Source organism: Algoriphagus sp. UBA3586, from assembly GCF_002376385.1.
Lineage (GTDB): Bacteria > Bacteroidota > Bacteroidia > Cytophagales > Cyclobacteriaceae > Algoriphagus > Algoriphagus ornithinivorans.
On sequence record NZ_DFMT01000043.1, the window covers coordinates 40,165 to 62,430 of the forward strand.

Below are 22,266 nucleotides of genomic sequence, written 5' to 3' on the forward strand. Positions count from 1 at the left end.
TATTCAAAAATTTCCCCAAAAGCAAAGAACCTCAGAGAAAGAGTATTGAAAGAATGAATTATGCCTTGACTTCCTCCCTCTCCTCTTTGGAAAGGGCTTTAGAATGTAGAATTTTAAAAAGGCCTCCCAAGATAAAAAGCATTAGTACACCCACTAAAATCCATTTCGAAGTCGTAAAAACAGAGGCCAAAATCGCCATACTTTTATTCACATCAGGAAAAGAATTTAAAATCTTTATTACCAAAAGGTTTTCGCCCAAATCCATTAATGCAATCAGAAAAGGAAGCTTGATGAATCCCCTATTTCCCCAGATTTTAAACAGTAGACCATAGAACGCCAGAGAATACAAAATCATGTAAGGAAAATCCAGCGTCCAAACTCCAAGACGGTAAATTTGCCTGGTTTCCAGATCCATGGTTTCAATCGATTGGTAGGCCTCTCCGAAAGTATAAGCGAACTTTAGGTCAAGAGCCTGATCTTTTGGCATAAAAAAAGACAGGAGAACGTTGAAGAGAATTACCAAGGCAAACAAAATTATTAAGTGGTTTTTCTTGCCTACAAAATCCAATAACTTAGTCATAAAAAGTAGTTTAAAAGTTTGTTAAAAGTAAGAAAATCAGCCGCTTTTAAAAATGATCCAAATCAAAAAAATCCGGTTAACTCACTCATTTTTTGAAAACCATTTGGAGTACATGGGATAATTTTTGGCAGTACGCTCAATAACTTCCAACATTTCAGGTCCGGTATCTTTTACCTTTTTGGCTGGCATGCCCGCATAAATACTGTTGGCCTCAACAACCGTATTGGCTAATACGATTGCTCCAGCAGCAATCACGGCTCCAGAATGCACAATAGCTCCATCCATCACCACAGCCCCCATTCCAATCAAAACATCATCATGAATTGTACATCCATGAACAATGGCATTATGGGCAATGGAAACCCGATTACCTATATATGTACCAGCTTTTTTATAGGTACAGTGAATTACTGCTCCATCCTGAATATTGGTATCATTTCCAATTCTGATCTCATGAACATCTCCACGAATGACGGCATTAAACCATACTGTGCAATTATCTCCCATGATCACATCTCCTACCAAGGTGGCATTAGGTGCCAACCAACATTCTTTCCCCATTTGTGGAGATTTACCGTTCACTTCCATAATCAATGCTTTCATCACTTTCGGGCTTTTGTTTGACTCAAAAACAAAAATTGATAATTTTTTTTGAACTCCGTGAACTTTTTAACCAATTTTGAGTTTCCGTGTATATACATCAAATAAAGAAACTAAATCAAACCATTATGAAGTTTATCAAACAAACCGGACTATTCTTAGCCGCTGCAATGATTACATTCGCTTGTAGCAAACCAGGTGACACAGTAGAAACTACCGATGCTCAGGAAGTAGCTGAAGGTGAAGGTTCTACCCTATCTTTGGATCCTGCCTCTACTTCTATCGCTTGGAGAGGTTACAAGCCTGCAGGCCAGCATTTCGGTAAAATTCCTGCTACAACTGGTACTTTGACTGTTCAAGGTTCAGAAATCACAGGTGGATCTTTCACTTTTGACATCAAAGGATTGAAAATCGAAGATTTGGAAGATGGCTCAGAAGATTACGGAAAACTTTGGGGACACTTGCAATCCGCAGATTTCTTTGATGCTGCAAACTATCCAACAGCAACATTTGAAATCACAGGCGTAGAACCATTTGCCGCTGGCGACATGGTAGCAGATCAGGAGCAATTCGAGACTGACAACACTCCTAAGGCAGCTTCTGAGCTTTCTCCAGAAAACCCAACTCATTGGATTAGCGGTAATTTGACCATGAGAGGAACTACCAAAAACATCAAATTCCCTGCTGCTGTAACTATTGAAAATGGTGCGGTAATGGCAAAAGCTGGATTCAACATTGACAGAACAGCTTGGGGATTATCCTATGGTGACGAAGCCAATGCAGTAGACAAAGCAAAAGATCAGTTTATTTATAACACTGTTTCTTTGCAGTTGGACGTAAAAGCTAACTAATCAGAAATTAATCTTAAAAAGAGGAATTCGAACGAATTCCTCTTTTTTTTGTATCTGTGAAAAACGACCTTTTTGAATATCCCATCCAATCGGATCAAGTCATTGAAAAGCTGATCAAATGGATTGACCAGAATTATGCTTTTTATTGTCTTACGTTCGGAAACGGGCATGACTATCCCGAGGGCACTTTTCCGGATCAAATTCTGGCAGGTAATACTGCTTTAGAGGATGATTCTTTATGGGAAGATTCAAATTACCCTGCAGCAGGAATCATTTCTTACGATTACAAAAATCAGCTGGAAAAACTCAGCAGCAAGAATCCTATTTTAGTCAAAGTTCCTGATCTAACTTTTTTCAAAGCTGAACTCAGAATCACCTGGGACGGAGACAAAATCTATTCTAACCAAGCTCTACCTGAAAAATCAATGGAAGGGTCAAACCCTAAAATTGACTCTACCCCTACAGAGATTCAAGCTTTGACTTCGAAAGAGGAGTACATCCGCGCTTTTGAAGCAATTCAAAATGAAATCATAGAAGGAAATACCTATGAGATGAATTACTGCATAGCATACCAAGCTTCTTTCGAAAAACTTGACCCAATTATCAGTTTTTTCAAACTCATGCAGCTTTCACCTATGCCATTCTCAGGCCTTTTTAAGTCCAAGGAAAAGTACCTAATCTCGGCATCTCCTGAGCGATTCTTGAAAAAAGAAGCATCCAGATTGATTGCCCAGCCCATCAAAGGAACTTCCAAACGAGGAAAGAATAAAGAGGAAGATGAAGCTAACAAAAGAATCCTGCTTCAAAGTGAAAAAGAAAGAGCAGAAAATCTGATGATCACCGATTTGATGCGCAATGATCTATCCAAAGTCTCTCAGATTGGATCTGTTCATGTACCTGAACTATTTGGTGTATACTCATTTCCGAAAGTTCATCAGATGATCAGTACTGTTCAATCGAATCTTTTACCAAAAATAGGCCTGAAGGAGATTCTTCAGGCGACCTTCCCCATGGGAAGTATGACTGGTGCACCAAAAATCAGCACCATGGAGCTGATCGAAAAATTTGAAAACTTCCAAAGAGGCTGGTTTTCCGGCGCTTTGGGAATAATTCAGGAAAACGGAGATTTCGATTTTTCAGTCATTATCCGGAGTATAGTTACTGATTTAGAAACTAAGAAACTGTATTTTGCAGTAGGTAGCGCCATCACCATTGATGCGGAAGCAGAGCAGGAATACGAGGAGTGTCTGCTCAAGGCCAGCGCGCTTTTAGAGGTATTACGTGGATCTTGAAAACAGCATAGAGCAAACAAAAATCAGAAAAATCATCCATGTGGATATGGATGCCTTTTATGCTTCAGTGGAGCAGTTGGATCATCCGGAATGGAGAGGCAAACCGCTGGTAGTTGGTGGAAATGCCGCGCGTGGCGTAGTGGCTGCTGCCAGCTACGAGGCTAGAAAATATGGAATTCACTCGGCCATGTCTTCCGTATTGGCATCAAGAAAGTGCCCTCATCTCATCTTTGCCAAAGCCAGGTTTGATAGATACCGCGAGATTTCATATCAAATTCGTGAGATTTTCTACGAATACACAGATTTGGTAGAACCCCTTTCCTTGGACGAAGCCTTTCTGGATGTCACAGAAAATAAAAAAGACATCAAGTCCGCCATTCTAATAGCTAGGCAAATCCGGGCAAAAATCAAAGAGGCAACCGGCTTGAATGCCTCCGCTGGGGTTTCTTACAATAAATTTCTGGCGAAAATTGCCTCCGATCTCAATAAGCCAAATGGACAAGCGGTCATCCTTCCAGAAGATGCTGAAGAATTTTTAGAAAAGTTACCGATTGGGAAGTTTTTCGGAATTGGAAAGGTCACCACCGAAAAGATGCAAAAACTCGGGATTCATAACGGCAAAGATCTTAAGGACTTTTCCCTTCAGTTTTTAACCAAAAAATTCGGAAAATCAGGCTTACACTATTATAACATTGTGAGAGGAATCCATCTCTCCGAAGTTCAACCTCATAGAACAAGAAAATCTCTAAGCGCAGAAAATACATTTGACAGGGATTTGATTACGGTTCAGGAAATGGAAGAACAACTTTTTCCAATTTTTGAAGAAGTCATACGAAGGCTGGAGAAGTCCGGAGTCAAAGGCAGAACGATTACTTTGAAACTGAAATATTCTGATTTTACCCAGCAAACTCGAAGTAAAACCTTGGAACAATATCCTGAAAAAGAACTGATTTGGGAGATAGCAAAGGAATTACTTTACCAGGAAGAAATCCCCAAAGCGGTGCGCTTACTGGGCTTGGGAGTTTCCAACCTCAACATTACAGAAGAACAGACTCATTTTGGAGAGCAATTGAGGATTCCATTTGAATAAACACTTATTAATAAATATCGTTAAGAAATCTGCCATTTTGTCCGCTTTTTGTTAATTTCGCATCCCTTAAGATTCAAAATACTACATGGACCAACTGATCAAAGATATCGACATTATCACTGGAGAAGAGGAGCAAGCAGTCGATTATAAAACCACCGTTGAGGAAAATACCGGTAAATCCAAGAAAATCTACATTGAGAGCTATGGCTGTCAGATGAATTTTTCTGACTCAGAAATCGTGGCTTCCATCATGAAAGAAAATGGGTACGATACGACTTCGGATTTTCAGCAGGCTGATGTGGTCTTTTTGAATACCTGCTCTATCCGTGAAAAAGCCGAGCAAACAGTCCGAAACAGATTGAATCATTTCAATGCTGTTAAAAAACATAAGCCTGAAATGACTATTGGCGTCTTAGGCTGTATGGCTGAGCGTCTGAAGGATAAATTACTTGAGGAAGAAAAAATAGTAGACGTAGTAGTCGGTCCGGATGCTTACAGAGACTTGCCTAACTTAGTCAATGCTGCTGAGGATGGAAGAAAAGGGGTAAACACCTTTTTATCCAGAGAGGAAACCTATGCCGATATTGCACCAGTAAGGTTAAATTCCAACGGAGTGACGGCCTTCATCTCTATCATGAGAGGTTGTGATAATATGTGTTCCTTCTGCGTGGTACCATTTACTAGAGGAAGAGAAAGAAGTAGGGACCCACATTCTATTGTTGCAGAAGCTCAGGATCTTTTTAATAAGGGTTATAAAGAAGTCACACTTTTAGGTCAAAATGTAGATTCCTACAAATGGTCTCCTGAAGAAAACAACAAAGCACGTCTCAATAAAAAAGAAGGTGATGTCACAGAGGTGGTCAATTTTGCCAATTTGTTGGAGATGGTTGCCCAAGTGAGTCCTCTTTTGAGAGTAAGATTTTCTACCTCCCACCCTAAGGATATTACTGATGAGGTGTTGTATACCATTAAAAAGCACGACAATATCTGTAAATACATTCACTTGCCTGTTCAATCAGGAAACAGCCGGGTTCTTGAACTTATGAACAGAACTTACGATAGAGAATGGTATTTGAATAGAGTGCAGGCTATCCGTGAAATCCTTGGTGAGGAATGCGGTATCTCTTCTGATATGATTGCAGGTTTCTGTACCGAAACTGAAGAAGAGCATCAGGATACCTTGACCATGATGGATATAGTGAAATATGACTTTTCCTACATGTTCTACTATTCTGAAAGACCAGGAACTCTAGCCGCTAAGAAATATGAAGATGACATTCCTTTGGATGTCAAGAAAAGAAGATTGGCAGAAATCATTTCCAAGCAAAGTCAGATTTCATTTGAAAGAAACAAGCTGGATTTAGGGAAAGAACAAATAATATTGATCGAAGGGACTTCTAAAAAGTCTCAGGATGAGCTGAAAGGTAGAAATTCTGCAAATAAGGTAGTCATCGTACCAGCTGCAGGGTTGAAAATAGGTGACTATGTCAAAGTGAAAATTACAGACTGCTCTCCCGCAACACTGTTCGGAGAAGTTTTGGAAGTAAATCCAAACTTTGCATGATCACAGCCCAAGAGATACATAGCGTCAAACTCCGGTTTGGAATCATAGGAAACAGTCCCCTACTGAACCATGCCATTCAAGTAGCAATGCAGGCTGCTCCTACAGATATGACGGTCTTGATTACCGGAGAAAGTGGGAGCGGTAAGGAGAGTTTTTCAAAAATCATCCATTCCATTTCTACCAGAAAGCATGGAAAGTTTATCGCGATCAACTGCGGAGCGATTCCGGAAGGAACCATTGATTCTGAATTATTTGGTCACGAAAAAGGATCATTTACCGGAGCTCATGAAGCTAGAAAAGGCTATTTCGAGGTAACAGACGGAGGATCTATTTTCTTGGATGAAATAGGAGAAATGCCATTGGGAACACAGGCGAGATTACTTCGGGTTTTAGAAAATGGGGAATTCATTAAAGTGGGTTCTTCAAAAGTCCAGAAGACGAATGTCCGCGTCATCACTGCCACCAATGTCAATTTATTAAAGGCAGTAGAAAAAGGAAAATTCAGGGAAGACCTTTACTACAGGTTAAACACTGTTCCAATTTATGTCCCGCCTTTGAGAGAGCGTGGAGAGGACGTGGTTTTACTTTTTAGAAAATTTACCTCTGACTTTTCTGAAAAATATCATGTTAAGCCTATTTCTCTGGATGAGCAGGCGCAAACCTTATTGATGCGCTATCCTTTCCCCGGAAATATCAGGCAGCTGAAAAATATTGCTGAACAAATTTCCCTCTTGGAAGAGCAAAGAGAGGTAGATGCAGAAACCTTATCCAGGTATTTACCAGCAGAAAATTCCCGCCTCCCTATGACGCTCCCTAATAATCAGGGAAAAAGCGAAGGGATGGATTTTTCAGAAAGAGATATTCTTTACAAGGTTCTTTTTGATATGAAAAAGGACATGAATGAGCTCAAAAAATTGGTATTGGAGTCTTATCAAAGCGGTGGTTTAAACCAAAGTATAATTCAAAAACACAGCGGGCTGTTTGAGGATATGGAGAGCAATTTAGCTCCGGCTGAAAACAAAAGCGACAACAGTCCCAATTACAATGTTCCACTGGTACTAGAATCTCAGAAGCCCTCTTCTGTAGATACCGATGAGTACGAGGACGAAGCAATTGAAGATATCATTCACGAAGAAGATGACAATTCACTTTCTTTGGAGAAAAAGGAAAAGGAAATGATTCTTCGGGCGTTAAGAAAGCATAACAATAAAAGAAAGTATGCGGCGAGCGATTTGGGAATATCTGAAAGGACCCTTTACAGAAAAATCAAGCAATATGAAATTGATCAATAAGAACCTTGGCCTAGTACTGGGATTGATTTTTCTATTATTCCAAAGCTGCTCGGTCAAATACAGCTTTACCGGAACCAACATTAATTATGAATTGGTGAAGACATTCTCTGTTGATAATTTCTTCAACGATTCTGGTGGTGGTCCGGCAAATATGGAGCAGCTATTTACAGAAAGTCTGAAAGAATATTATCAGAGGAATACCCAACTGGAATTAGTAAGGAGTAATGGAGATTTGCAATTTTCCGGAGCAATCAAAAGTTATACACTCACACCACAAGCAGCGGTATCTAGTGGGGATCCAAACGTGCCTGATAGAGCTGGACAAATGCGGTTAACCATTTCAGTAGAAGTTGATTATATCAACCTAACCAATGAAGAAGAAAATCTTAAAAGAAGTTTTTCCTTTTTCCAGGATTATGACTCGAGAAATACTACCTTTTTGGATGTAGAAAGTCAGTTAATCGAGGAAATTTTCAAAAACATCATACAGGATGTATTTACTGCAACTGTAGCAAATTGGTAAATTTTCTATATTTTCACCCAAAAGCCAGAAAGTGAACGCCAGCCAATTTCAAGAAATAATCCAAAAAGCCGACTCCTTGGAGAAGAGTGATATCCTCCAATTGAAGAAGGTGCAGGAAAACTTTCCTTATTTTCAAATCCCTCATGTTTTGATAGCCAGGTATGAATTTCAAAAGAAATCCAAATCTAGCGCTTTGGGAATGGCTGCAATCACCAGTCCGGATAGGATTTGGTTGAAAAAACTGATAGAACAAAAAATAAGTGCAAGCGATACAGGGTCCAGAAAAGACGATCTTCTTCCGGAAGACCAGCCTGAAAAACCTGATCAAGCGAGCAGAACCCAGTCTTTAAAAGCATTGGGTGATCAATTGAAAGGTACTGCTCCCCAACCTGAGAAGCCAAAAAGCCCTGAAAAGCCTAAAAAGCGAGTTAAAAGACTGGGAGCGGGAGAAGATTTGATCGAAACGATCAAAAAGAAAGAGAAGAAGCAAATTCTCGATTCCAAAAAGCAGGAACAAATTGACCTGATTAAGGCGTTCAGCAAAAAGGATATCAAGCTGGCTACCATTAAAGAAATAGAGGCCAATCAAAATACAGAAAATCTTGCTGCAGAAAGCACTAAAATTAATGACAATCTGATTTCAGAATCATATGCCAAACTCTTGGTAAAGCAAGATAAACAGGCAAAAGCCATTGAAATTTATAAGAAATTGAGTTTGAAGTTTCCGGATAAAAGGGCTTACTTTGCGGACTTGATTGAAAATCTGAAAAAATCTTAATTAAAAATATATGTTTACCTTATTAATCACCATTATCCTAATCTTAGCAGTTCTTTTGATCCTTGTGATTTTAGGACAAAATTCTAAAGGTGGAGTTGGGGCAGCTTTCGGTGGAAGTGCTTCCCAAATCATGGGTGTAACTCGTACAGGGAATGTACTTGAAAAAGCCACTTGGGTATTGGCAATTGCAATTTTGGTTCTTTCCTTGGCATCTTCAGCTTTCTACACTGGAAGCCAGCCAAATCAGTTCGCATCACCAAATATTGAAAGTGCGAAGCAGCAAGTAGTTGCTCCGGCATTCGGAGATACCGAGGGTGAAAGCGTTCTTCCAGCCGAGACTACCACTCCGGACAGCAGTTCCAACCAATAATGGAAAATTAAGACCATTTAAGAATATAATTAGAGTCCGCCTTCATAAGGCGGACTTTTTTATTTAATTTAGTAGATAAGCGTTTTTTCAGCGGATAGCTAATCACCGTTCTTTAAAATCTGCTGCTTCAACCAAATTATCCTTTATGAATAATCAAACACTCCGAGTGGAGGATCTTAATCTAGAAAGCTGGCCTAATCTCATTTTATGGGCAGCACCGATCATGTTTTTCCTAGTATTCTTAGAATGGGGAATTAGCTGGTATCAAAAGAAAGATTCATACGATGCCAAAGATTTCTTTGCGGCAGCCACTATTGGTTTTGTTAATGTGGGCATCAGCGCAATGATCAAATTAGCCACTTTTGGTTCTGCATTGTTCTTCTACAACATTTCCCCTTTCAAAATCCCGGCGACTTGGTGGTCTTTTATCCTTTGTTTTATCGCCATTGACTTTGCCAGATATTGGGCACATAGAGTCGCGCATGAGCAGAGGTTTTGGTGGGCTACGCATATTACCCATCACAACTCATCCAAGTATAACTTATCCGTTTCCTTCCGTTTGGGATGGACACAGCATATTAAAATCATTTTCTTTTTCCCTGTGATGTTCATGGGTTTTGACCCCTTTGTATTCTTCATTTGCCACCAGATAGCAGTTCTCTATCAGTTCTGGATCCATACAGAATACATCAAAAAACTTCACCCGGTAATTGAATTCATTTTCACCACTCCTTCCCATCACCGAGTTCACCACGCTAGTGATGAGCATTATTTGGATAAAAACTACGGTTCAACCTTCATAATTTGGGACCGAATGTTTGGCACTTTCATGCCGGAAGGCGAAAGACCTAATTATGGAATTACCAAGCCGGTAACTTCTTACAATCCTATTTACCTGGTATTTCATGAATGGAGAGACATTTTCTCTGACTTAAGAAAAGCTCAAAGCTTTAAAGAAGCCTGGAGAATATTATTTGACAAGCCTGGCGCTGAAGTAATAGCTAACCGGGAGAAAAAGTTGGTTCCCGTAGAAAAGGAAATAGATAAGAAAGAAGAATTAGTGGAGGCCAGTTAGGCCTCCTTTTTTTATGAATTGACTTTTTGAAGCAATAGCCTTTTACTGATTGGTATCAACGTTTCATCAATGGGAAAAGCCTGGTGGGAGTGCATTCTCCAAGTAGCTGGATTGGGCAATTCTTTTACCTCCCGGATTAATTCCAATTTGAGCATTTCCAATGTCTTGACAAGGGTTTTCTGAAAAACACCTAAAAGCCATAAGCTGATACTTCGGAATTTTTCTCCTGCAAGTTGGAGCAAACTGGATTTATACCTGTATGCATAGACATCAGAGTCTTTCTCTCTTGTCAGAAAAACAAAGCCTTCCCTATTGTAAATCGGCTGAATTCCTACTGGTTCAAACTCCACTTGATCCTCTACATAATCATAGATATTTCTTCCCTCCACGATTTTTTTCTCAATGCTGGGTAAGGCAAAGTCCGCAATTTGGTTTACCTCCTGCAGCACCTGATCTTCTTTTTCCAGGTCCTTGTAGTGAAGTTTAACTTGCTTCAAATCCACATGTGAAAGAGCCTTGGGAAAGAAGTCAGAGATAGACTTTTTCCCGGATTTAAACTCATTGAGGTTTCGATGATGCTCAATCAACTCCCCTAAATGCGGATACAGGCGAACCGCTTTAAACTGCTTTTCTGTTTCCTGCAAATAGGCTAACAATTGATACTTCTTATATTCGAAATCAATCAGCCCTTCTGTCATCCAGTTTTTCGACAATGTTTTCATAGGCAACATAGGTTTACGAAAATTTACAGAATTCTGACATTTTATCCAGCATTTTTGGAAATTTTGGCAGACAAAAAGTAGCTCAAAATTCGAATTGGCAGTCCTCTACCTGACAGGATGTAGCCGATTTGTCAGACTTTTCATGAAAAACTCCCTTGGCACAGGAATCGCTCATTAGGGAGTATAGAATTTTAAACTAACCTTTAAACAATTTCATAACTATGTCAAAAGTGAACATCAAGCCTCTTGCGGACAGAGTTCTAGTAGAACCTGCTGCAGCTGAAGAGAAAACCGCATCCGGTCTTTACATCCCGGACACTGCCAAGGAGAAGCCTCAAAGAGGTACCGTAGTAGCAGTTGGCAATGGTAAAAAAGATGAGCCCTTGACTGTAAAAGTTGGAGACACTGTTTTGTACGGAAAGTATTCCGGTACTGAACTCAACGTAGATGGTGCAGATTACCTTATTATGAGAGAATCTGACATTTTCGCGATCCTTTAATCATTCAACAAGAACAAACACTAAAAAATCAAGAAAATGGCTAAAGAACTATTTTTCGATACAGACGCAAGAGACAGACTGAAAAAAGGCGTTGATGCTTTGGCAGACGCTGTAAAAGTTACGCTTGGTCCAAAAGGAAGAAACGTAATCATTGATAAAAAATTCGGTGCACCTACCATTACTAAAGATGGTGTATCTGTAGCAAAAGAAATCGAATTGGAAGAGCCTATCGAAAATATGGGCGCTCAGTTGGTGAAAGAAGTAGCTTCCAAAACTGCTGATAATGCAGGTGACGGTACTACTACTGCAACTGTTTTGGCTCAGTCAATTTTCAACGTAGGTATCAAAAACGTAGCTGCGGGTGCTAACCCAATGGATTTGAAAAGAGGTATTGACAAGGCGGTAGCTGCTGTAGTTGCCAGATTGAAAGAAAACTCCAAAGAGATTTCTACCTCTAAAGAAATAGCTCAGGTAGCTACAGTATCCGCTAACAATGATGAGGAAATCGGTCAGATGATTTCTGATGCGATGGACAAAGTTGGAAAAGACGGTGTAATCACTGTAGAAGAAGCAAAAGGTACTGAAACTGAAGTTAAAACTGTAGAAGGTATGCAGTTTGACAGAGGTTACCTTTCTCCATACTTTGTGACCAACACTGAGAAAATGGAAGCTGAATTGGAATCTCCTTATATCTTGATTTATGATAAGAAGATTTCTTCCATGAAGGAGTTGCTTCCAGTATTGGAGCCAGTTGCACAGTCCGGCAAGCCTTTGGTAATTATTTCTGAAGATGTAGACGGAGAAGCATTGGCAACTCTAGTAGTTAACAAAATCAGAGGTGCTCTGAAAGTGGCTGCTGTTAAAGCTCCTGGTTTCGGTGACAGAAGAAAAGCAATGTTGGAAGACATCGCTATCCTTACTGGCGGTACTGTAATCTCTGAAGAGAGAGGATTCAAATTAGAGAATGCTACTGTTGATATGTTGGGTCGTGCTGAGAAAATCAACATCGACAAGGACAACACTACTGTGGTAAACGGTGCTGGTGATCCAAATGCAATCAAGGGTAGAATCGCTGAGATCAAAGCTCAAATAGAAAAAACTACTTCTGACTATGACAGAGAGAAGTTGCAGGAAAGACTTGCTAAACTTTCTGGTGGTGTAGCTATCCTATATATCGGAGCTGCAACAGAAGTAGAAATGAAAGAGAAGAAAGACCGTGTAGATGATGCATTGCATGCTACCAGAGCTGCTGTACAAGAAGGTGTAGTAGTGGGTGGTGGTGTAGCTCTTGTAAGAGCTGTTGATGCTTTGGCGGATTTGAAAGGATCCAACGAAGACCAAGACACGGGTATCAATATCATCAGACAGGCAATTGAGTCTCCTTTGAGAACTATCGTATTGAACGCAGGTGGCGAGCCTTCTGTAGTAATCAATAAGATCAGAGAAAACAAAGGAAACTATGGTTACAATGCGAGAACAGATCAATATGAAGATCTATTCGCAGCGGGGGTAATCGACCCAACTAAGGTAACCAGACTTGCTTTGGAAAATGCGGCTTCAATCGCAGCATTGCTTTTGACTACCGAATGTGTAGTAGCAGACGTTAAAGAAGATGGTCCTGCAATGCCTCCAATGGGCGGCGGAGGAATGGGTGGAATGATGTAATTCAACCCCATAAAATTTAAAAGGAGGCTTCGGCCTCCTTTTTTATTGTCCTGATTTTGAGTGCCTGTAAAATCATTTTTGAAAAAAGGCTCCTAAAGTTTTTTCTGACAGTAGGAATAATTGTATTTTGGGCTATATACAGCCTGATTAGTTACTTTTGCCAACATGATCCATTTCGAAGCGATTTTTCTTGTGGACGATGATCCGATAAATAATCTGATCAATAAACGGCTGTTAGGAAAGACGGATATCTCCAAGCACATTTACCAGTTTCTAGAAGGTGAAGAAGCTTTAATGGCAATAGCCGAACTCCCAACAGACCAACAAATCATGATTTTTTTGGACATTAACATGCCCGTTATGAACGGATGGGAGTTTTTGAATTTTTATCTGGAAAAATTTCCGAAAAGAAAAGATAAAATAGTCATCCTTTCCAGCTCCATTGATTTTCAGGATAGGCAAAAGGCTATGGATTATGAAGTAGTTAGTGGATTTATCGAAAAACCACTAACCATGGAGAAAATCAACTATCAACTTTCAAGAAACGATTCCGAGGACTAAAATTTTACTTTAGTATGGGTCCTAGCCTATCCCAAATTTGTCTTGCCAATAAAAATGGAACCGGAAGATTTCCCGGAGCTCCCCCTACTCTAACAATCACCAGATTTTGGGATGGTACAACCATCAAGAACTGTCCATTTTTTCCCATAGCCTGATACATATCTTCTGGAGCACTTTTAATCAAACTTCCCGGCAGTCTTGTTTGACTTCCTGGTAATAGATATGAACTCTCTCCATTTAGCCAAGTCAAGTATCCATAGCTTGGGTTCAGCTGCTGAGATGGTTGGATCATATCCTTAAAAAACTGTCCTTCCCATAATTTATTTCCATTCCAGCTCCCATTGGCCAAAAGCACTAGACCAAACCTGCCCATACTCCTAGGCGTACTGAAAAAGACATTGTTTTGTCCGGTCTTTTGCCAAAAACCCTTCATGCCAATTTTATCTCCGATGTTTACCCGAAAGTATTCCTGCATATCCATTCCAGTGGATACTTCAATCACTTTATCCAGAACTGTATAAGTAGCATTGTGATAGGCCCAGCGCTTGCCTGGATCAGCCAAATACTGAAAGGATGAGGGCGTAGTATCATCTAAATTTGAAACTTGATCATTCAAGCCTGTGGCCATGGACAAGTGATGAATCAAACGTATTTTCTTCTCCTGTTTATGACTTAATGAGGTCCAGCCCTTCCCCAAGTATTTTTGAGACCTATCTTTGAGTTTTAATAGTTTTTGCTCTTCAGCTATTCCGATCAAAGTAGCAGTAAGAGTTTTGCCGGCAGAAGCCCAATACCAATAAGAGTTAGCATCCATCTGACCCAATCCTGTCAGTTTATTGCCCCAATACTCTTCTATGACAATCTTACCATCTTTTAAAATCAGAAAAGCTCTGGTATCTGTTTCACTCAGCCAATTCAAAAATTCACCCATTTTCTCCTGGTCAAAACCTGCTTCAGAAATTGACATTTTTTCCCAATCCTCAGAATTGATAGGCGGAAAATAAAGAGATGATGACTGTGCCTGGACCAAGCCAGTTACCAATTGAAAAAAAGCCCCGCTCAATAACAGGGCCTTGAAAAACTTGAATTTTATCATGTGGAAATCTACTTTATTTTCTTAAAGTATCTTCAATAAATGTCTTCAAATCTTCTCTAAATTTCTTCGCAGATGGCAAGTGGGTGTACATCATATGTCCGGCTTCATAGTATTCCATGATAATTCTGTCAGTTGCCGACTTGGGGAGATCTATATGAGAAATACTATGCTCCACGCCATAGAAGACAGTTGCTAAATCATAATATCCATTCATGATCAATATCTTCACATTTGGATCCTTACTCAGAGCTTCTGTCATATCAGGAACTGTGGTGACGGCTGCATCTGCTCCCCAAAAGTTATTGCCCTGATGCTTCCAGTCCCATTTGAATCCTTCTTTGGAATAAGCAGAGGTAGCATAAAGCAAGTCCTTACTCACGCCCAAGGCTCCATGAAAGTAGTCTAGAAAGCCCATAGTATAAGCAGGTGAGATGGCATCACTTTGAGGATCTGTGAAGGAGTCCATTGACATTGGATCGATATTGATTCCTTTGTATCTGGAATCCAGTCGTCCCACTGTGTTCTTTTCATCGCGCAATAATTCCTGGAAAAATTCACCGGCTGTAATTTTCAAATCAGCTCTCTTCCAAATATCTGCAGAGACTCCAGTATAGGATTCAAGACTGGCAGCAACCTGATTTTTTTCAGTATCAGATATTCTGTTTCCTTTAAATAAGGCCGGCGTATAATGATTTTCTGTAAACCCTCTCACTTCTTCCACGAATGCATCCAAGTCCGACTGTTTCCTTTCTATCTTATTATGATACCAAGCAGTAGCGGCCATAGTAGGCAAATACACGATATAGGATAAATCCTCATTAGGAGCGAAAAACAGTGATCTCAAGTCAAATACGGCTGAAACCATAATCACACCATTCAAAGCATATCCCTTATTTAGCAGGTAATTCATTACTCCTGCATTTCTAAAAGTCCCATAACTCTCACCAAGGATATATTTAGGAGAATTCAGCCGATCATGAGCCTTAAGAAATTGCATGATGAACAAGCTGACAGAGCGGATATCTTGGTCCACTCCCCAAAAATCCTTTCCGGTTGCATCTCCAATGGGTACGGAAAGACCTGTGCCAACAGGATCCATCATGACCACGTCTGCTACATCCAGAATGGAGAATTCATTATTGACTAGTTGATAGGGAGCTCCTTGGTTGTAATTCGGATCGTCGACAACAATTCTTTTGGGTCCCATGATACCCATGTGCAACCAGTAAGACGATGAACCAGGGCCTCCGTTATAGGCGAAAACGATGGGTCTATTTTTTCCTCCATTTTCTTTAAAGTAAGCAGTAAAACCAAAAAGGGCGATAGGCTTATTATTCTCGTCCTTCAGTTCTAGGGTTCCTGCCTTTGCCTGAAGGTTGATTACCTTGCCGTCAATGGTGACAGTCTGTTTACTTTCAAACACCTGAGCTTTGGGAAGCTCTTTGGATTCATGAGCCTTCTCCTGAGCAAAAGTGAAGGTTGAAATAAAGGTAAAAAGGAAAACTAGTCTTAATCTGGATACTAAGTACATGATTATGGATTGTTGAGTTATTGGTTAATGGTTTATTGGTTAATGGTTATTGTCTATTGAAAATTGGTGGTTGATCATTGATAATTTAAAATCTCCTGAGAACTCTTTCTAATTTCAGATTCATCGTTCTCCGAGATTGCCTACTGCTTACTGCCTACTGGGTACTGCCAACTGGCACTGCCTTTTCAGCCTTCTAATTTCATAATTCAGCCTTATAAACCTTTCCTTCTTTCATCACAAAAACCACATTTTTCATGACAGAGATATCCTGATCAGGATTACCTTTCACAGCAATGATATCGGCAATTTTTCCAGTCTCAATCGAGCCTAATTTGTCTTCAATTTTCATAAAAACCGCATTGGTAAGGGTTGCCGATTTCAGAGCTTCCATTGCTGGCATTCCTGCCTCAACCATATAGACAAATTCTCTGTAATTTTCTCCGTGCGGATAAACCCCTGCATCAGATCCGAAAGCGATTTTCACCCCACTTTTATAGGCCTTTCCGAAAGTATCTTGGATCTGAGCTCCAATCCTTCTCGCTTTTTCTGCTACTACTGGAGGATAATATCCCGGAATTTCTGCAAAAGCAGCAGCTGACATTCCTGCCGTAATAGTTGGCACGTACCAAGTTCCTTTTTCCTTCATCAACTTCATGGTTGCTTCAGACATCAAAGTACCATGTTCAATCGAATAAACCCCAGCTTTTACCGCACGCTGCATTCCTTCGTCCCCATGGGCATGAGCTGCCACATGAATTCCAAAGTCTTTAGCCGTTTGCACCACTGCTTCCAGTTCATCCAATTGAAACTGAGGAGCTGAACCGTCCCGCGCAACAGAAAGTACGCCTCCTGTAGCCGTTACTTTAATCACATCTGCTCCGTATTTCACCATTTGCCTTACTGCCTTTCTTGCTTCATAAGGTCCATTAATTACGCCCCAAACCGGTCCCGGATCTTCCATCAAATCCCTTTTCATTCCGTTGGTTGGATCTGCATGTCCTCCTGTCGGTGAAATGGCTTTTCCGGCTGTAAAAATTCTTGGCCCTTTGACTCTACCGGCTGCAATGGCATCCCGTAGGGCTATATTGACTCCAGAACCTCCCAAATCCCGGACAGTAGTGAATCCCGCCATCAAGGTTCTTTCCGCCAAAGGGAGGGACTTAAAAGCGACATCTGCTTCATTATCTCTAAAGCCATCAATATAACGGGTGGGACTGGTCTCTCCTTCTATGTGCACATGCATATCCATCAATCCAGGCAAAACAGTAGCATTTTTCAGATCAATAGCTTGATCCGAACTTCCAGGACTTTGATATCCCTTAGTCACAGAAGTGATTTTTCCATCTTCCACAATGATGGTTTGTTCTGTCAAAACCCTCATTTCTTTCACATCGATCAGCCTTCCAGCATGAATGAAAGTCTTTTGGGCAAATGCATAAGATGAAATCAAACAAGCAATCCCTAGTAAAATTTGTTTTCTCATAAGGTGGGGTATTTTTGGGTATGGGAATATAGCAAATTCGGACTAAATCAGCTCAAATCATCTTCTGGTTTCAACTGGTAGCAATGGTCATGTAATTGAAAGCCAAGCTTCTCATAAAAGGTAATTGCTCCCTCTGCCGCAAATAAAAAAAGTCTAGCATCTGCTGATGTGGATCGAGCCATTTGGATTAATTTTTTGCCAAGCCCCTGCTTTTGGTAGGCTTTTTCTACTGCAAGATCTGCAATAAAGCACCGGTAGGAAAAATCGGAAAGCGCTCTCAAAATCCCTACAAGTTTCCCGGAATCCCTAGCGGTAATTATCAAGTTTGAGCCGATCAGCATTTTTTGAAGTTGGTTTGGTTTATCCATAGGCCTCCTTTCTGCAAGACCTGAACTGTTCAGCACAGCAATAAACTCTTCAAGAGAAACTATATCTTCAATTTGAAATGAAATCATTATTTTACTAAAAATTAAATTAACCGATATGACAGGAGGCGCAGGTTTCAGTAGACAGGCTGCACAATCTTTTAAAGATAATCACGATTTAGGAAGGATTAGACCTCAAGGAAAATTAGAGTTGAAAGCCAGAAGCGGGAAAAATGCTGAAGAGCTTCAATTAAAAGAAGCCATCATTTTTCGAACTCAAAAAAGATCAGAGGCAAAATTGCTGAACAGAAAAATTTGGTTCATCATTGCTTTGATTATACTTATAGGCTTTGGACTAGTTCTGCTTTTCAGTTAGGACAAAACATCCCGAAGATCCTCTCTTTTTCTGAAGGTAGCTTTTGCAAATGGACAAAGTGGAATGACTTTTATGTTTTTGGACCGCACATATTGAACCAGCTCTTCCAGCAACTTTTCTCCTATCCCCTGACCCTTTAGAGATTGATCCACCTCAGTATGCTCAATGATCAATTTCGATTCCCCCGCCATGACATAAACCATTTCTGCAAATCTTTTGGCTGCCTCCTCCATAAAAAAAGAACCTCTCTTTCCATCAAACTGATGTTGAATTTCCATATTAACTTTTTACTCTTACTTGAATGATTGAATTATAAACCTCGTCCTTTGGCTCCCAAAGCTCAATGCTGTGACCATCCGGATCGAGAATATGAACGAATTTACCATACTCAAATTCCTCAATTTCGTCTAAGACCTGTACTCCATTAGCCTTTAATTCCTCCACCAGTTCTTTGAGGTTTTCTACCCGATAGTTGATCATAAAATCCTTTTCCGAAGGCTTAAAATAATCAGTGGAATCGCTCATTGGAGACCACTGAGTAAAACCTTTTTTCTCCGGTTCCTTCGCACTTATCCATTCAAATGTCATCCCATATTGATCTGTTGGCATTCCCAAATGCTTTTCATACCAGGCTTTGGTCTGCTCTGGATTCTTAACCTTGAAAAACAGCCCGCCTATTCCAGTTACTTTTCCTTTCATGATATTTCTATTTGGGTAGAAGTTAGCCAAAATGCGACAGAGCGCCTATTCTTTTACCCGAACAATCAAAAACCAATCTCCTTCTAAAGGGAGGTAACCGTAATCATAACAATAGGTATAAACACTCCCTTTTTTGGTTTCATAGGAGTGAGTGGAATATTTGAACTGAAAACCTTCCCGAACCAACTTCTCCTTAGGCGCTTTCGCAAGATCTTCTCCTTGTGGTATCAATGATTCCAGAATATTTCTGTTCTTCTTTAAAGTATGATTTATCCTTCTCATCAGATTATTGGCGTCTGCATATTGATGGTAATTGTAATTATTCCGGCATTGATCATCGCAGAATTTTTTGTCGACTCGTCCACGAATGGGCTCTCCACAATTGAGACAGGTTTTATTTTCCATAGTTTCTATTAAAAAGCTAATTGAATTTAGAAAATTAGTTTGAAAAAGTCCAAAAAATAAAGCCCCTCTTTTAAAAGGAATCCTCATCGCGACCCGAAAAATGGAGTCGCAATGAGGAAATATTTAGGATTGAGTCAATAACTCATTCAATAAATCGGATAGTATCCAGGTTGAAAGTATTCCAGATAGAAATACCTGACTCAGTTCTCAAAACTAGATATAGATCCCCAATTTCGTCAGTTTGCTTGATAGGTACCTTTATGGAGAAATATCCCTTTTTATCTCCTTGTTTGAGGAGAGCCGAGGATCCAATTAAAGGACCGGCAACGGAGCCTTGTCTCAACTCCAACAAGCCTGTAATTCCAGCAGGATTTACCAATAATTCAATTTGCTTGATCCCCTTTAAATCCAAATCTTCAAAGGCAATCCAAGAATTATTTTTGGTGAATCTCACAAAATTCAGCCCATTGGCATTGGCCTTGGCAGTATGCTCGAAAAGATCAGCTTCCACCGCCTTGACTATAGGATTCCTCAACAAAAGCTGAGCGGCCCCCATCAAAGGTTGTATGCCATTTGCTCCCTGATCAGTGTAGGATGCTTGAATTAAGTAGTAGCCTTCTGGATTGGATTGTTGTTCTATCGCAAATTCACCTTTCAGTGGTAGGCTTACTTTTCCATAAGAAGGATCCTCAAGCCTTAGAATAAAGTCTACCATAGCTTCCACCTGATCAACTGGAAGATGCGTATGGCCCGGCATGGTACGCTCACCCCAGACACCTCCCCCACCATTTCTGATTTTGTTGACGAGGTAGGATTTCGCATCCGTTTGCCCTTTATATTTCGAAGACACATCCCTATAGGTAGGTCCCACGGATTCATTTTCGATTGCGTGGCAAGCTTTGCAACCCGCTTGGGTGATGTAATTCTCTCCCACACTAACCTTCTCTTCCTGATGACCAGCTTGAATCAAATCATAACCACCAGCAATAAAGTCAATAGAAAAATTCACTGCCTCATCGGAGATAGCTCCATCCTCTAAATCCTGCACAGAAACTTGGTAAGTCACTTTTCCAGGGAAATAAAAACTTTGATTTCCATTCCAGTTGATATTCACATTGGGTCTTGCATTTCCCGCTCTAATTTCCACTGAAGCTTGGCTTTGCTCCCCTTCTGTATCGCTCACAGTCAAAGTCGCCAGATAAACTCCTGCTTTTTCATATACATGGATAGGATTTACCTCCTTGGCCTTTGGACTTCCATCTCCGAAATCCCACTCATAACTCAATTGATCTTCCGGATCAAAATCCAAGCTTTGATCCCCTTGGAATTGCACTTTCAAAGGTAATGCTCCGGTAGTATTTGCTGCAGAAGCCTTGGCAACAGGCTTTCTATTTCCAGCTGCAAACTCTATTCTATAGAGACCCGAATCATCATTTTGTGCTCTCCAATAGGTCCCATATTCCAGGACATACAGCGATCCATCTTTCGCAAACTGCATATCTATGGGCTTATCAAAAACCGTGGAAGGCATGAAGCGTTCCATGGTGTCATATTCGTAGTTTTCAGTTAAGGATACTGTGAAAATCCAATTTCGCATCCAGTCGAATATGAATAGCTTTCCATTATAATAGCCTGGAAAACGAACTTCTGACTTGTCAAAATCCTCACGATAATACACCGGTCCTGCCATGGCATTTCTTCCGCCTGTTTCCAGCATAGGAAACTCTATAGACTCATCATAAGGGTACCAAATTAAAGCTGGCTGCGCTGGAGGCAACTTTTCCAATCCCGTATTATTGGGAGATGTATTGACGGGAGCACCTGGATCAAATTCAAATAGGCTTTCCTGGCTTGCAAAATCATATTTCCAATACGGTTTATTATTTCCTACGAAAAATGGCCAGCCATAAAAACCAGGCTTTCTTGCCAAATTGATTTCATCATGTCCTTTTGGTCCCCTTCTCATAGAATCAACTGATGCATCAGGTCCAACCTCCCCCCAAAAAAGATTACCATTATGCTGATCCAAGGATATTCTGTAAGGATTTCTATTACCCATCACATAGATCTCTGGCCGAGTATTGGGAGTTCCGGGAGGAAATAAGTTTCCTTCAGGGATGCTATAAGACCCATCGGCTTCTGGTTTGATCCGGATGATGGCACCTCTTAAGTCGTTGGAATTGCCAGAAGTTTTTTGAGCATCAACATTGGCAGGTCTATCCTGTCGCTCATCGATGGGATTGTAATTATCCGATTCAAAAGGAGTGGTATCATCCCCGGTAGAGAGGAACAAAAGGCCATTGACATCAAACTCTATGGAACCACCGGAATGACAGCATCCTCTGAATACAGGGATTTCCAGCATTATTTTTTCAGAAGCGAGGTCGAGACGATTTTCTTTGAACTCAAAGCGGGAAAGCCGATTCACATCCGGACTGTATTCTTTTGGGGCATAATAGAGATAAATCCAGTTGTTTTGGTTGAAATTAGGATCCTTCGCCAGTCCCAACAAGCCATCTTCATGCTCCAAATAAACATTCAGTTCTCCAACCACGGTAGTTTCTCCGCTTGCGGCTTCGTATAGTTTCAGTTTACCGGCCCTTTCTATAAATAGTACATCCCCATTATCAAAAACCTCTAACTCCATAGGTTCATCCAATTTTTCCACCAGAGGAATTTTGGTGAATCGGCTTTCATCAGGTTTTACTGTAGCAAAAGGGTCTATATCTTTTTCTGCACATGCCCAGAGCGAACTTCCCAAAAGTAAGAGGGCGGCAAGGAATCTAAAATTCATGAAATAGGTCTTTGAGATTTATTGAGCCATTAAGATAAAAAGGACTTGTCAAAA

24 protein-coding genes are annotated in these 22,266 nt (G+C 40.4%); 13 read left to right on the forward strand and 11 right to left on the reverse strand.

Going from position 1 to position 22,266, the window contains the following annotated elements; all coding sequences use genetic code 11:
• Positions 1-58 precede the first annotated feature (58 nt).
• Complete coding sequence (locus tag B2906_RS15300) at positions 59-580, reverse strand: hypothetical protein (protein ID WP_219959327.1); 522 nt, start codon at positions 578-580, stop codon at positions 59-61.
• Between the two features lie 81 nt (positions 581-661).
• Positions 662-1,183: a gamma carbonic anhydrase family protein gene (locus B2906_RS15305; RefSeq protein WP_219959328.1), complete on the reverse strand. Its 522-nt coding sequence runs from the start codon at positions 1,181-1,183 to the stop codon at positions 662-664.
• A 125-nt stretch (positions 1,184-1,308) separates the two neighbouring features.
• On the opposite strand from B2906_RS15305, the gene B2906_RS15310 reads away from it, so the two are divergent.
• The 9 genes from B2906_RS15310 to B2906_RS15350 all read left to right on the forward strand — a co-directional run bounded on the left by B2906_RS15310 (position 1,309) and on the right by B2906_RS15350 (position 10,015).
• The gene (locus tag B2906_RS15310) at positions 1,309-2,031 is read left to right on the forward strand and encodes a YceI family protein (protein ID WP_219959329.1); all 723 of its coding nucleotides are present in this window, start codon (positions 1,309-1,311) and stop codon (positions 2,029-2,031) included.
• Between the two features lie 56 nt (positions 2,032-2,087).
• Positions 2,088-3,323 (forward strand): anthranilate synthase component I family protein, encoded by a 1,236-nt coding sequence (locus tag B2906_RS15315; protein ID WP_219959330.1) that lies wholly within the window; start codon positions 2,088-2,090, stop codon positions 3,321-3,323.
• Positions 3,313-4,413, forward strand: coding sequence for a DNA polymerase IV (gene dinB, locus B2906_RS15320; protein WP_286941231.1), 1,101 nt, complete (start codon positions 3,313-3,315; stop codon positions 4,411-4,413). Before B2906_RS15315 ends, dinB begins: the two co-directional genes overlap by 11 nt.
• 85 nt (positions 4,414-4,498) lie before the next feature.
• Complete coding sequence (miaB, locus tag B2906_RS15325) at positions 4,499-5,977, forward strand: tRNA (N6-isopentenyl adenosine(37)-C2)-methylthiotransferase MiaB (RefSeq protein WP_219959331.1); 1,479 nt, start codon at positions 4,499-4,501, stop codon at positions 5,975-5,977.
• Complete coding sequence (locus tag B2906_RS15330) at positions 5,974-7,269, forward strand: sigma-54 interaction domain-containing protein (RefSeq protein WP_219959332.1); 1,296 nt, start codon at positions 5,974-5,976, stop codon at positions 7,267-7,269. The genes miaB and B2906_RS15330 overlap by 4 nt, the downstream gene beginning before the upstream one ends.
• A complete protein-coding gene (locus B2906_RS15335) occupies positions 7,253-7,792 on the forward strand; it encodes an LptE family protein (protein ID WP_219959333.1) in 540 nt (179 codons plus the stop codon). The genes B2906_RS15330 and B2906_RS15335 overlap by 17 nt, the downstream gene beginning before the upstream one ends.
• A gap of 31 nt (positions 7,793-7,823) precedes the next feature.
• A complete protein-coding gene (locus B2906_RS15340; protein ID WP_219959334.1) occupies positions 7,824-8,570 on the forward strand; it encodes a hypothetical protein in 747 nt (248 codons plus the stop codon).
• Positions 8,571-8,580: 10 nt separating this feature from the next.
• On the forward strand, positions 8,581-8,940 hold the full coding sequence (gene secG, locus B2906_RS15345; protein WP_091655182.1) for a preprotein translocase subunit SecG: 360 nt from the start codon (positions 8,581-8,583) through the stop codon (positions 8,938-8,940).
• Between the two features lie 145 nt (positions 8,941-9,085).
• Positions 9,086-10,015, forward strand: a complete 930-nt coding sequence (locus B2906_RS15350; RefSeq protein ID WP_091655181.1) for a sterol desaturase family protein — start codon at positions 9,086-9,088, stop codon at positions 10,013-10,015.
• Positions 10,016-10,026: 11 nt separating this feature from the next.
• Here B2906_RS15350 and B2906_RS15355 read toward each other — a convergent pair whose 3' ends face one another.
• Positions 10,027-10,737, reverse strand: coding sequence for a hypothetical protein (locus B2906_RS15355; RefSeq protein ID WP_091655180.1), 711 nt, complete (start codon positions 10,735-10,737; stop codon positions 10,027-10,029).
• Positions 10,738-10,958: 221 nt separating this feature from the next.
• Here B2906_RS15355 and B2906_RS15360 point away from each other — a divergent pair, with 221 nt between their 5' ends.
• The 3 genes from B2906_RS15360 (at position 10,959) to B2906_RS15370 (ending at position 13,463) form a co-directional block, all read left to right on the forward strand.
• Positions 10,959-11,237, forward strand: a complete 279-nt coding sequence (locus B2906_RS15360; protein ID WP_091655179.1) for a co-chaperone GroES — start codon at positions 10,959-10,961, stop codon at positions 11,235-11,237.
• Between the two features lie 36 nt (positions 11,238-11,273).
• Positions 11,274-12,902: a chaperonin GroEL gene (gene groL, locus B2906_RS15365; RefSeq protein ID WP_091655178.1), complete on the forward strand. Its 1,629-nt coding sequence runs from the start codon at positions 11,274-11,276 to the stop codon at positions 12,900-12,902.
• A 165-nt stretch (positions 12,903-13,067) separates the two neighbouring features.
• The gene (locus B2906_RS15370; RefSeq protein WP_219959337.1) at positions 13,068-13,463 is read left to right on the forward strand and encodes a response regulator; all 396 of its coding nucleotides are present in this window, start codon (positions 13,068-13,070) and stop codon (positions 13,461-13,463) included.
• A gap of 4 nt (positions 13,464-13,467) precedes the next feature.
• Here B2906_RS15370 and B2906_RS15375 read toward each other — a convergent pair whose 3' ends face one another.
• The 4 genes from B2906_RS15375 to B2906_RS15390 all read right to left on the reverse strand — a co-directional run bounded on the left by B2906_RS15375 (position 13,468) and on the right by B2906_RS15390 (position 18,028).
• The gene (locus tag B2906_RS15375) at positions 13,468-14,559 is read right to left on the reverse strand and encodes a serine hydrolase domain-containing protein (RefSeq protein ID WP_286941287.1); all 1,092 of its coding nucleotides are present in this window, start codon (positions 14,557-14,559) and stop codon (positions 13,468-13,470) included.
• Between the two features lie 13 nt (positions 14,560-14,572).
• Complete coding sequence (locus B2906_RS15380; protein ID WP_286941289.1) at positions 14,573-16,090, reverse strand: S10 family peptidase; 1,518 nt, start codon at positions 16,088-16,090, stop codon at positions 14,573-14,575.
• Between the two features lie 199 nt (positions 16,091-16,289).
• Entirely contained in the window at positions 16,290-17,573 is a 1,284-nt protein-coding gene (locus tag B2906_RS15385; RefSeq protein WP_219959340.1) for a metal-dependent hydrolase family protein, read from the reverse strand.
• A 47-nt stretch (positions 17,574-17,620) separates the two neighbouring features.
• Positions 17,621-18,028, reverse strand: coding sequence for a GNAT family N-acetyltransferase (locus B2906_RS15390; protein WP_219959341.1), 408 nt, complete (start codon positions 18,026-18,028; stop codon positions 17,621-17,623).
• 28 nt (positions 18,029-18,056) lie between these two features.
• Between B2906_RS15390 and B2906_RS15395 the strand changes: the two genes are divergently transcribed.
• Complete coding sequence (locus B2906_RS15395; RefSeq protein WP_219959342.1) at positions 18,057-18,314, forward strand: hypothetical protein; 258 nt, start codon at positions 18,057-18,059, stop codon at positions 18,312-18,314.
• Here B2906_RS15395 and B2906_RS15400 read toward each other — a convergent pair.
• The 4 genes from B2906_RS15400 to B2906_RS15415 form a co-directional block, all read right to left on the reverse strand.
• The gene (locus tag B2906_RS15400; protein ID WP_219959343.1) at positions 18,311-18,592 is read right to left on the reverse strand and encodes a GNAT family N-acetyltransferase; all 282 of its coding nucleotides are present in this window, start codon (positions 18,590-18,592) and stop codon (positions 18,311-18,313) included. The two genes, B2906_RS15395 and B2906_RS15400, sit on opposite strands and share 4 nt — an antisense overlap.
• Before the next feature lies 1 nt (position 18,593).
• The gene (locus tag B2906_RS15405) at positions 18,594-19,013 is read right to left on the reverse strand and encodes a VOC family protein (RefSeq protein ID WP_219959344.1); all 420 of its coding nucleotides are present in this window, start codon (positions 19,011-19,013) and stop codon (positions 18,594-18,596) included.
• A 45-nt stretch (positions 19,014-19,058) separates the two neighbouring features.
• Positions 19,059-19,418: a DUF2116 family Zn-ribbon domain-containing protein gene (locus tag B2906_RS15410; protein WP_219959345.1), complete on the reverse strand. Its 360-nt coding sequence runs from the start codon at positions 19,416-19,418 to the stop codon at positions 19,059-19,061.
• A gap of 142 nt (positions 19,419-19,560) precedes the next feature.
• Complete coding sequence (locus B2906_RS15415; RefSeq protein WP_219959346.1) at positions 19,561-22,212, reverse strand: PQQ-dependent sugar dehydrogenase; 2,652 nt, start codon at positions 22,210-22,212, stop codon at positions 19,561-19,563.
• Positions 22,213-22,266 lie beyond the last annotated feature (54 nt).

What these genes read in the sequence shown, in the direction of transcription:
- B2906_RS15410 (WP_219959345.1), bottom strand. Translation starts at nt 19,418, where the DNA reads ATGGAAAATAAAACCTGTCTCAATTGTGGAGAGCCCATTCGTGGACGA.
- B2906_RS15360 (WP_091655179.1), top strand. Translation starts at nt 10,959, where the DNA reads ATGTCAAAAGTGAACATCAAGCCTCTTGCGGACAGAGTTCTAGTAGAA.
- B2906_RS15355 (WP_091655180.1), bottom strand. Translation starts at nt 10,737, where the DNA reads ATGAAAACATTGTCGAAAAACTGGATGACAGAAGGGCTGATTGATTTC.
- B2906_RS15415 (WP_219959346.1), bottom strand. Translation starts at nt 22,212, where the DNA reads ATGAATTTTAGATTCCTTGCCGCCCTCTTACTTTTGGGAAGTTCGCTC.
- B2906_RS15370 (WP_219959337.1), top strand. Translation starts at nt 13,068, where the DNA reads ATGATCCATTTCGAAGCGATTTTTCTTGTGGACGATGATCCGATAAAT.
- groL (WP_091655178.1), top strand. Translation starts at nt 11,274, where the DNA reads ATGGCTAAAGAACTATTTTTCGATACAGACGCAAGAGACAGACTGAAA.
- B2906_RS15405 (WP_219959344.1), bottom strand. Translation starts at nt 19,013, where the DNA reads ATGAAAGGAAAAGTAACTGGAATAGGCGGGCTGTTTTTCAAGGTTAAG.
- secG (WP_091655182.1), top strand. Translation starts at nt 8,581, where the DNA reads ATGTTTACCTTATTAATCACCATTATCCTAATCTTAGCAGTTCTTTTG.
- B2906_RS15335 (WP_219959333.1), top strand. Translation starts at nt 7,253, where the DNA reads ATGAAATTGATCAATAAGAACCTTGGCCTAGTACTGGGATTGATTTTT.
- B2906_RS15310 (WP_219959329.1), top strand. Translation starts at nt 1,309, where the DNA reads ATGAAGTTTATCAAACAAACCGGACTATTCTTAGCCGCTGCAATGATT.
- B2906_RS15375 (WP_286941287.1), bottom strand. Translation starts at nt 14,559, where the DNA reads ATGATAAAATTCAAGTTTTTCAAGGCCCTGTTATTGAGCGGGGCTTTT.
- B2906_RS15395 (WP_219959342.1), top strand. Translation starts at nt 18,057, where the DNA reads ATGACAGGAGGCGCAGGTTTCAGTAGACAGGCTGCACAATCTTTTAAA.
- B2906_RS15305 (WP_219959328.1), bottom strand. Translation starts at nt 1,183, where the DNA reads ATGAAAGCATTGATTATGGAAGTGAACGGTAAATCTCCACAAATGGGG.
- B2906_RS15350 (WP_091655181.1), top strand. Translation starts at nt 9,086, where the DNA reads ATGAATAATCAAACACTCCGAGTGGAGGATCTTAATCTAGAAAGCTGG.
- B2906_RS15380 (WP_286941289.1), bottom strand. Translation starts at nt 16,090, where the DNA reads ATGTACTTAGTATCCAGATTAAGACTAGTTTTCCTTTTTACCTTTATT.
- B2906_RS15385 (WP_219959340.1), bottom strand. Translation starts at nt 17,573, where the DNA reads ATGAGAAAACAAATTTTACTAGGGATTGCTTGTTTGATTTCATCTTAT.
- B2906_RS15400 (WP_219959343.1), bottom strand. Translation starts at nt 18,592, where the DNA reads ATGGAAATTCAACATCAGTTTGATGGAAAGAGAGGTTCTTTTTTTATG.
- miaB (WP_219959331.1), top strand. Translation starts at nt 4,499, where the DNA reads ATGGACCAACTGATCAAAGATATCGACATTATCACTGGAGAAGAGGAG.
- B2906_RS15300 (WP_219959327.1), bottom strand. Translation starts at nt 580, where the DNA reads ATGACTAAGTTATTGGATTTTGTAGGCAAGAAAAACCACTTAATAATT.
- B2906_RS15330 (WP_219959332.1), top strand. Translation starts at nt 5,974, where the DNA reads ATGATCACAGCCCAAGAGATACATAGCGTCAAACTCCGGTTTGGAATC.
- B2906_RS15390 (WP_219959341.1), bottom strand. Translation starts at nt 18,028, where the DNA reads ATGATTTCATTTCAAATTGAAGATATAGTTTCTCTTGAAGAGTTTATT.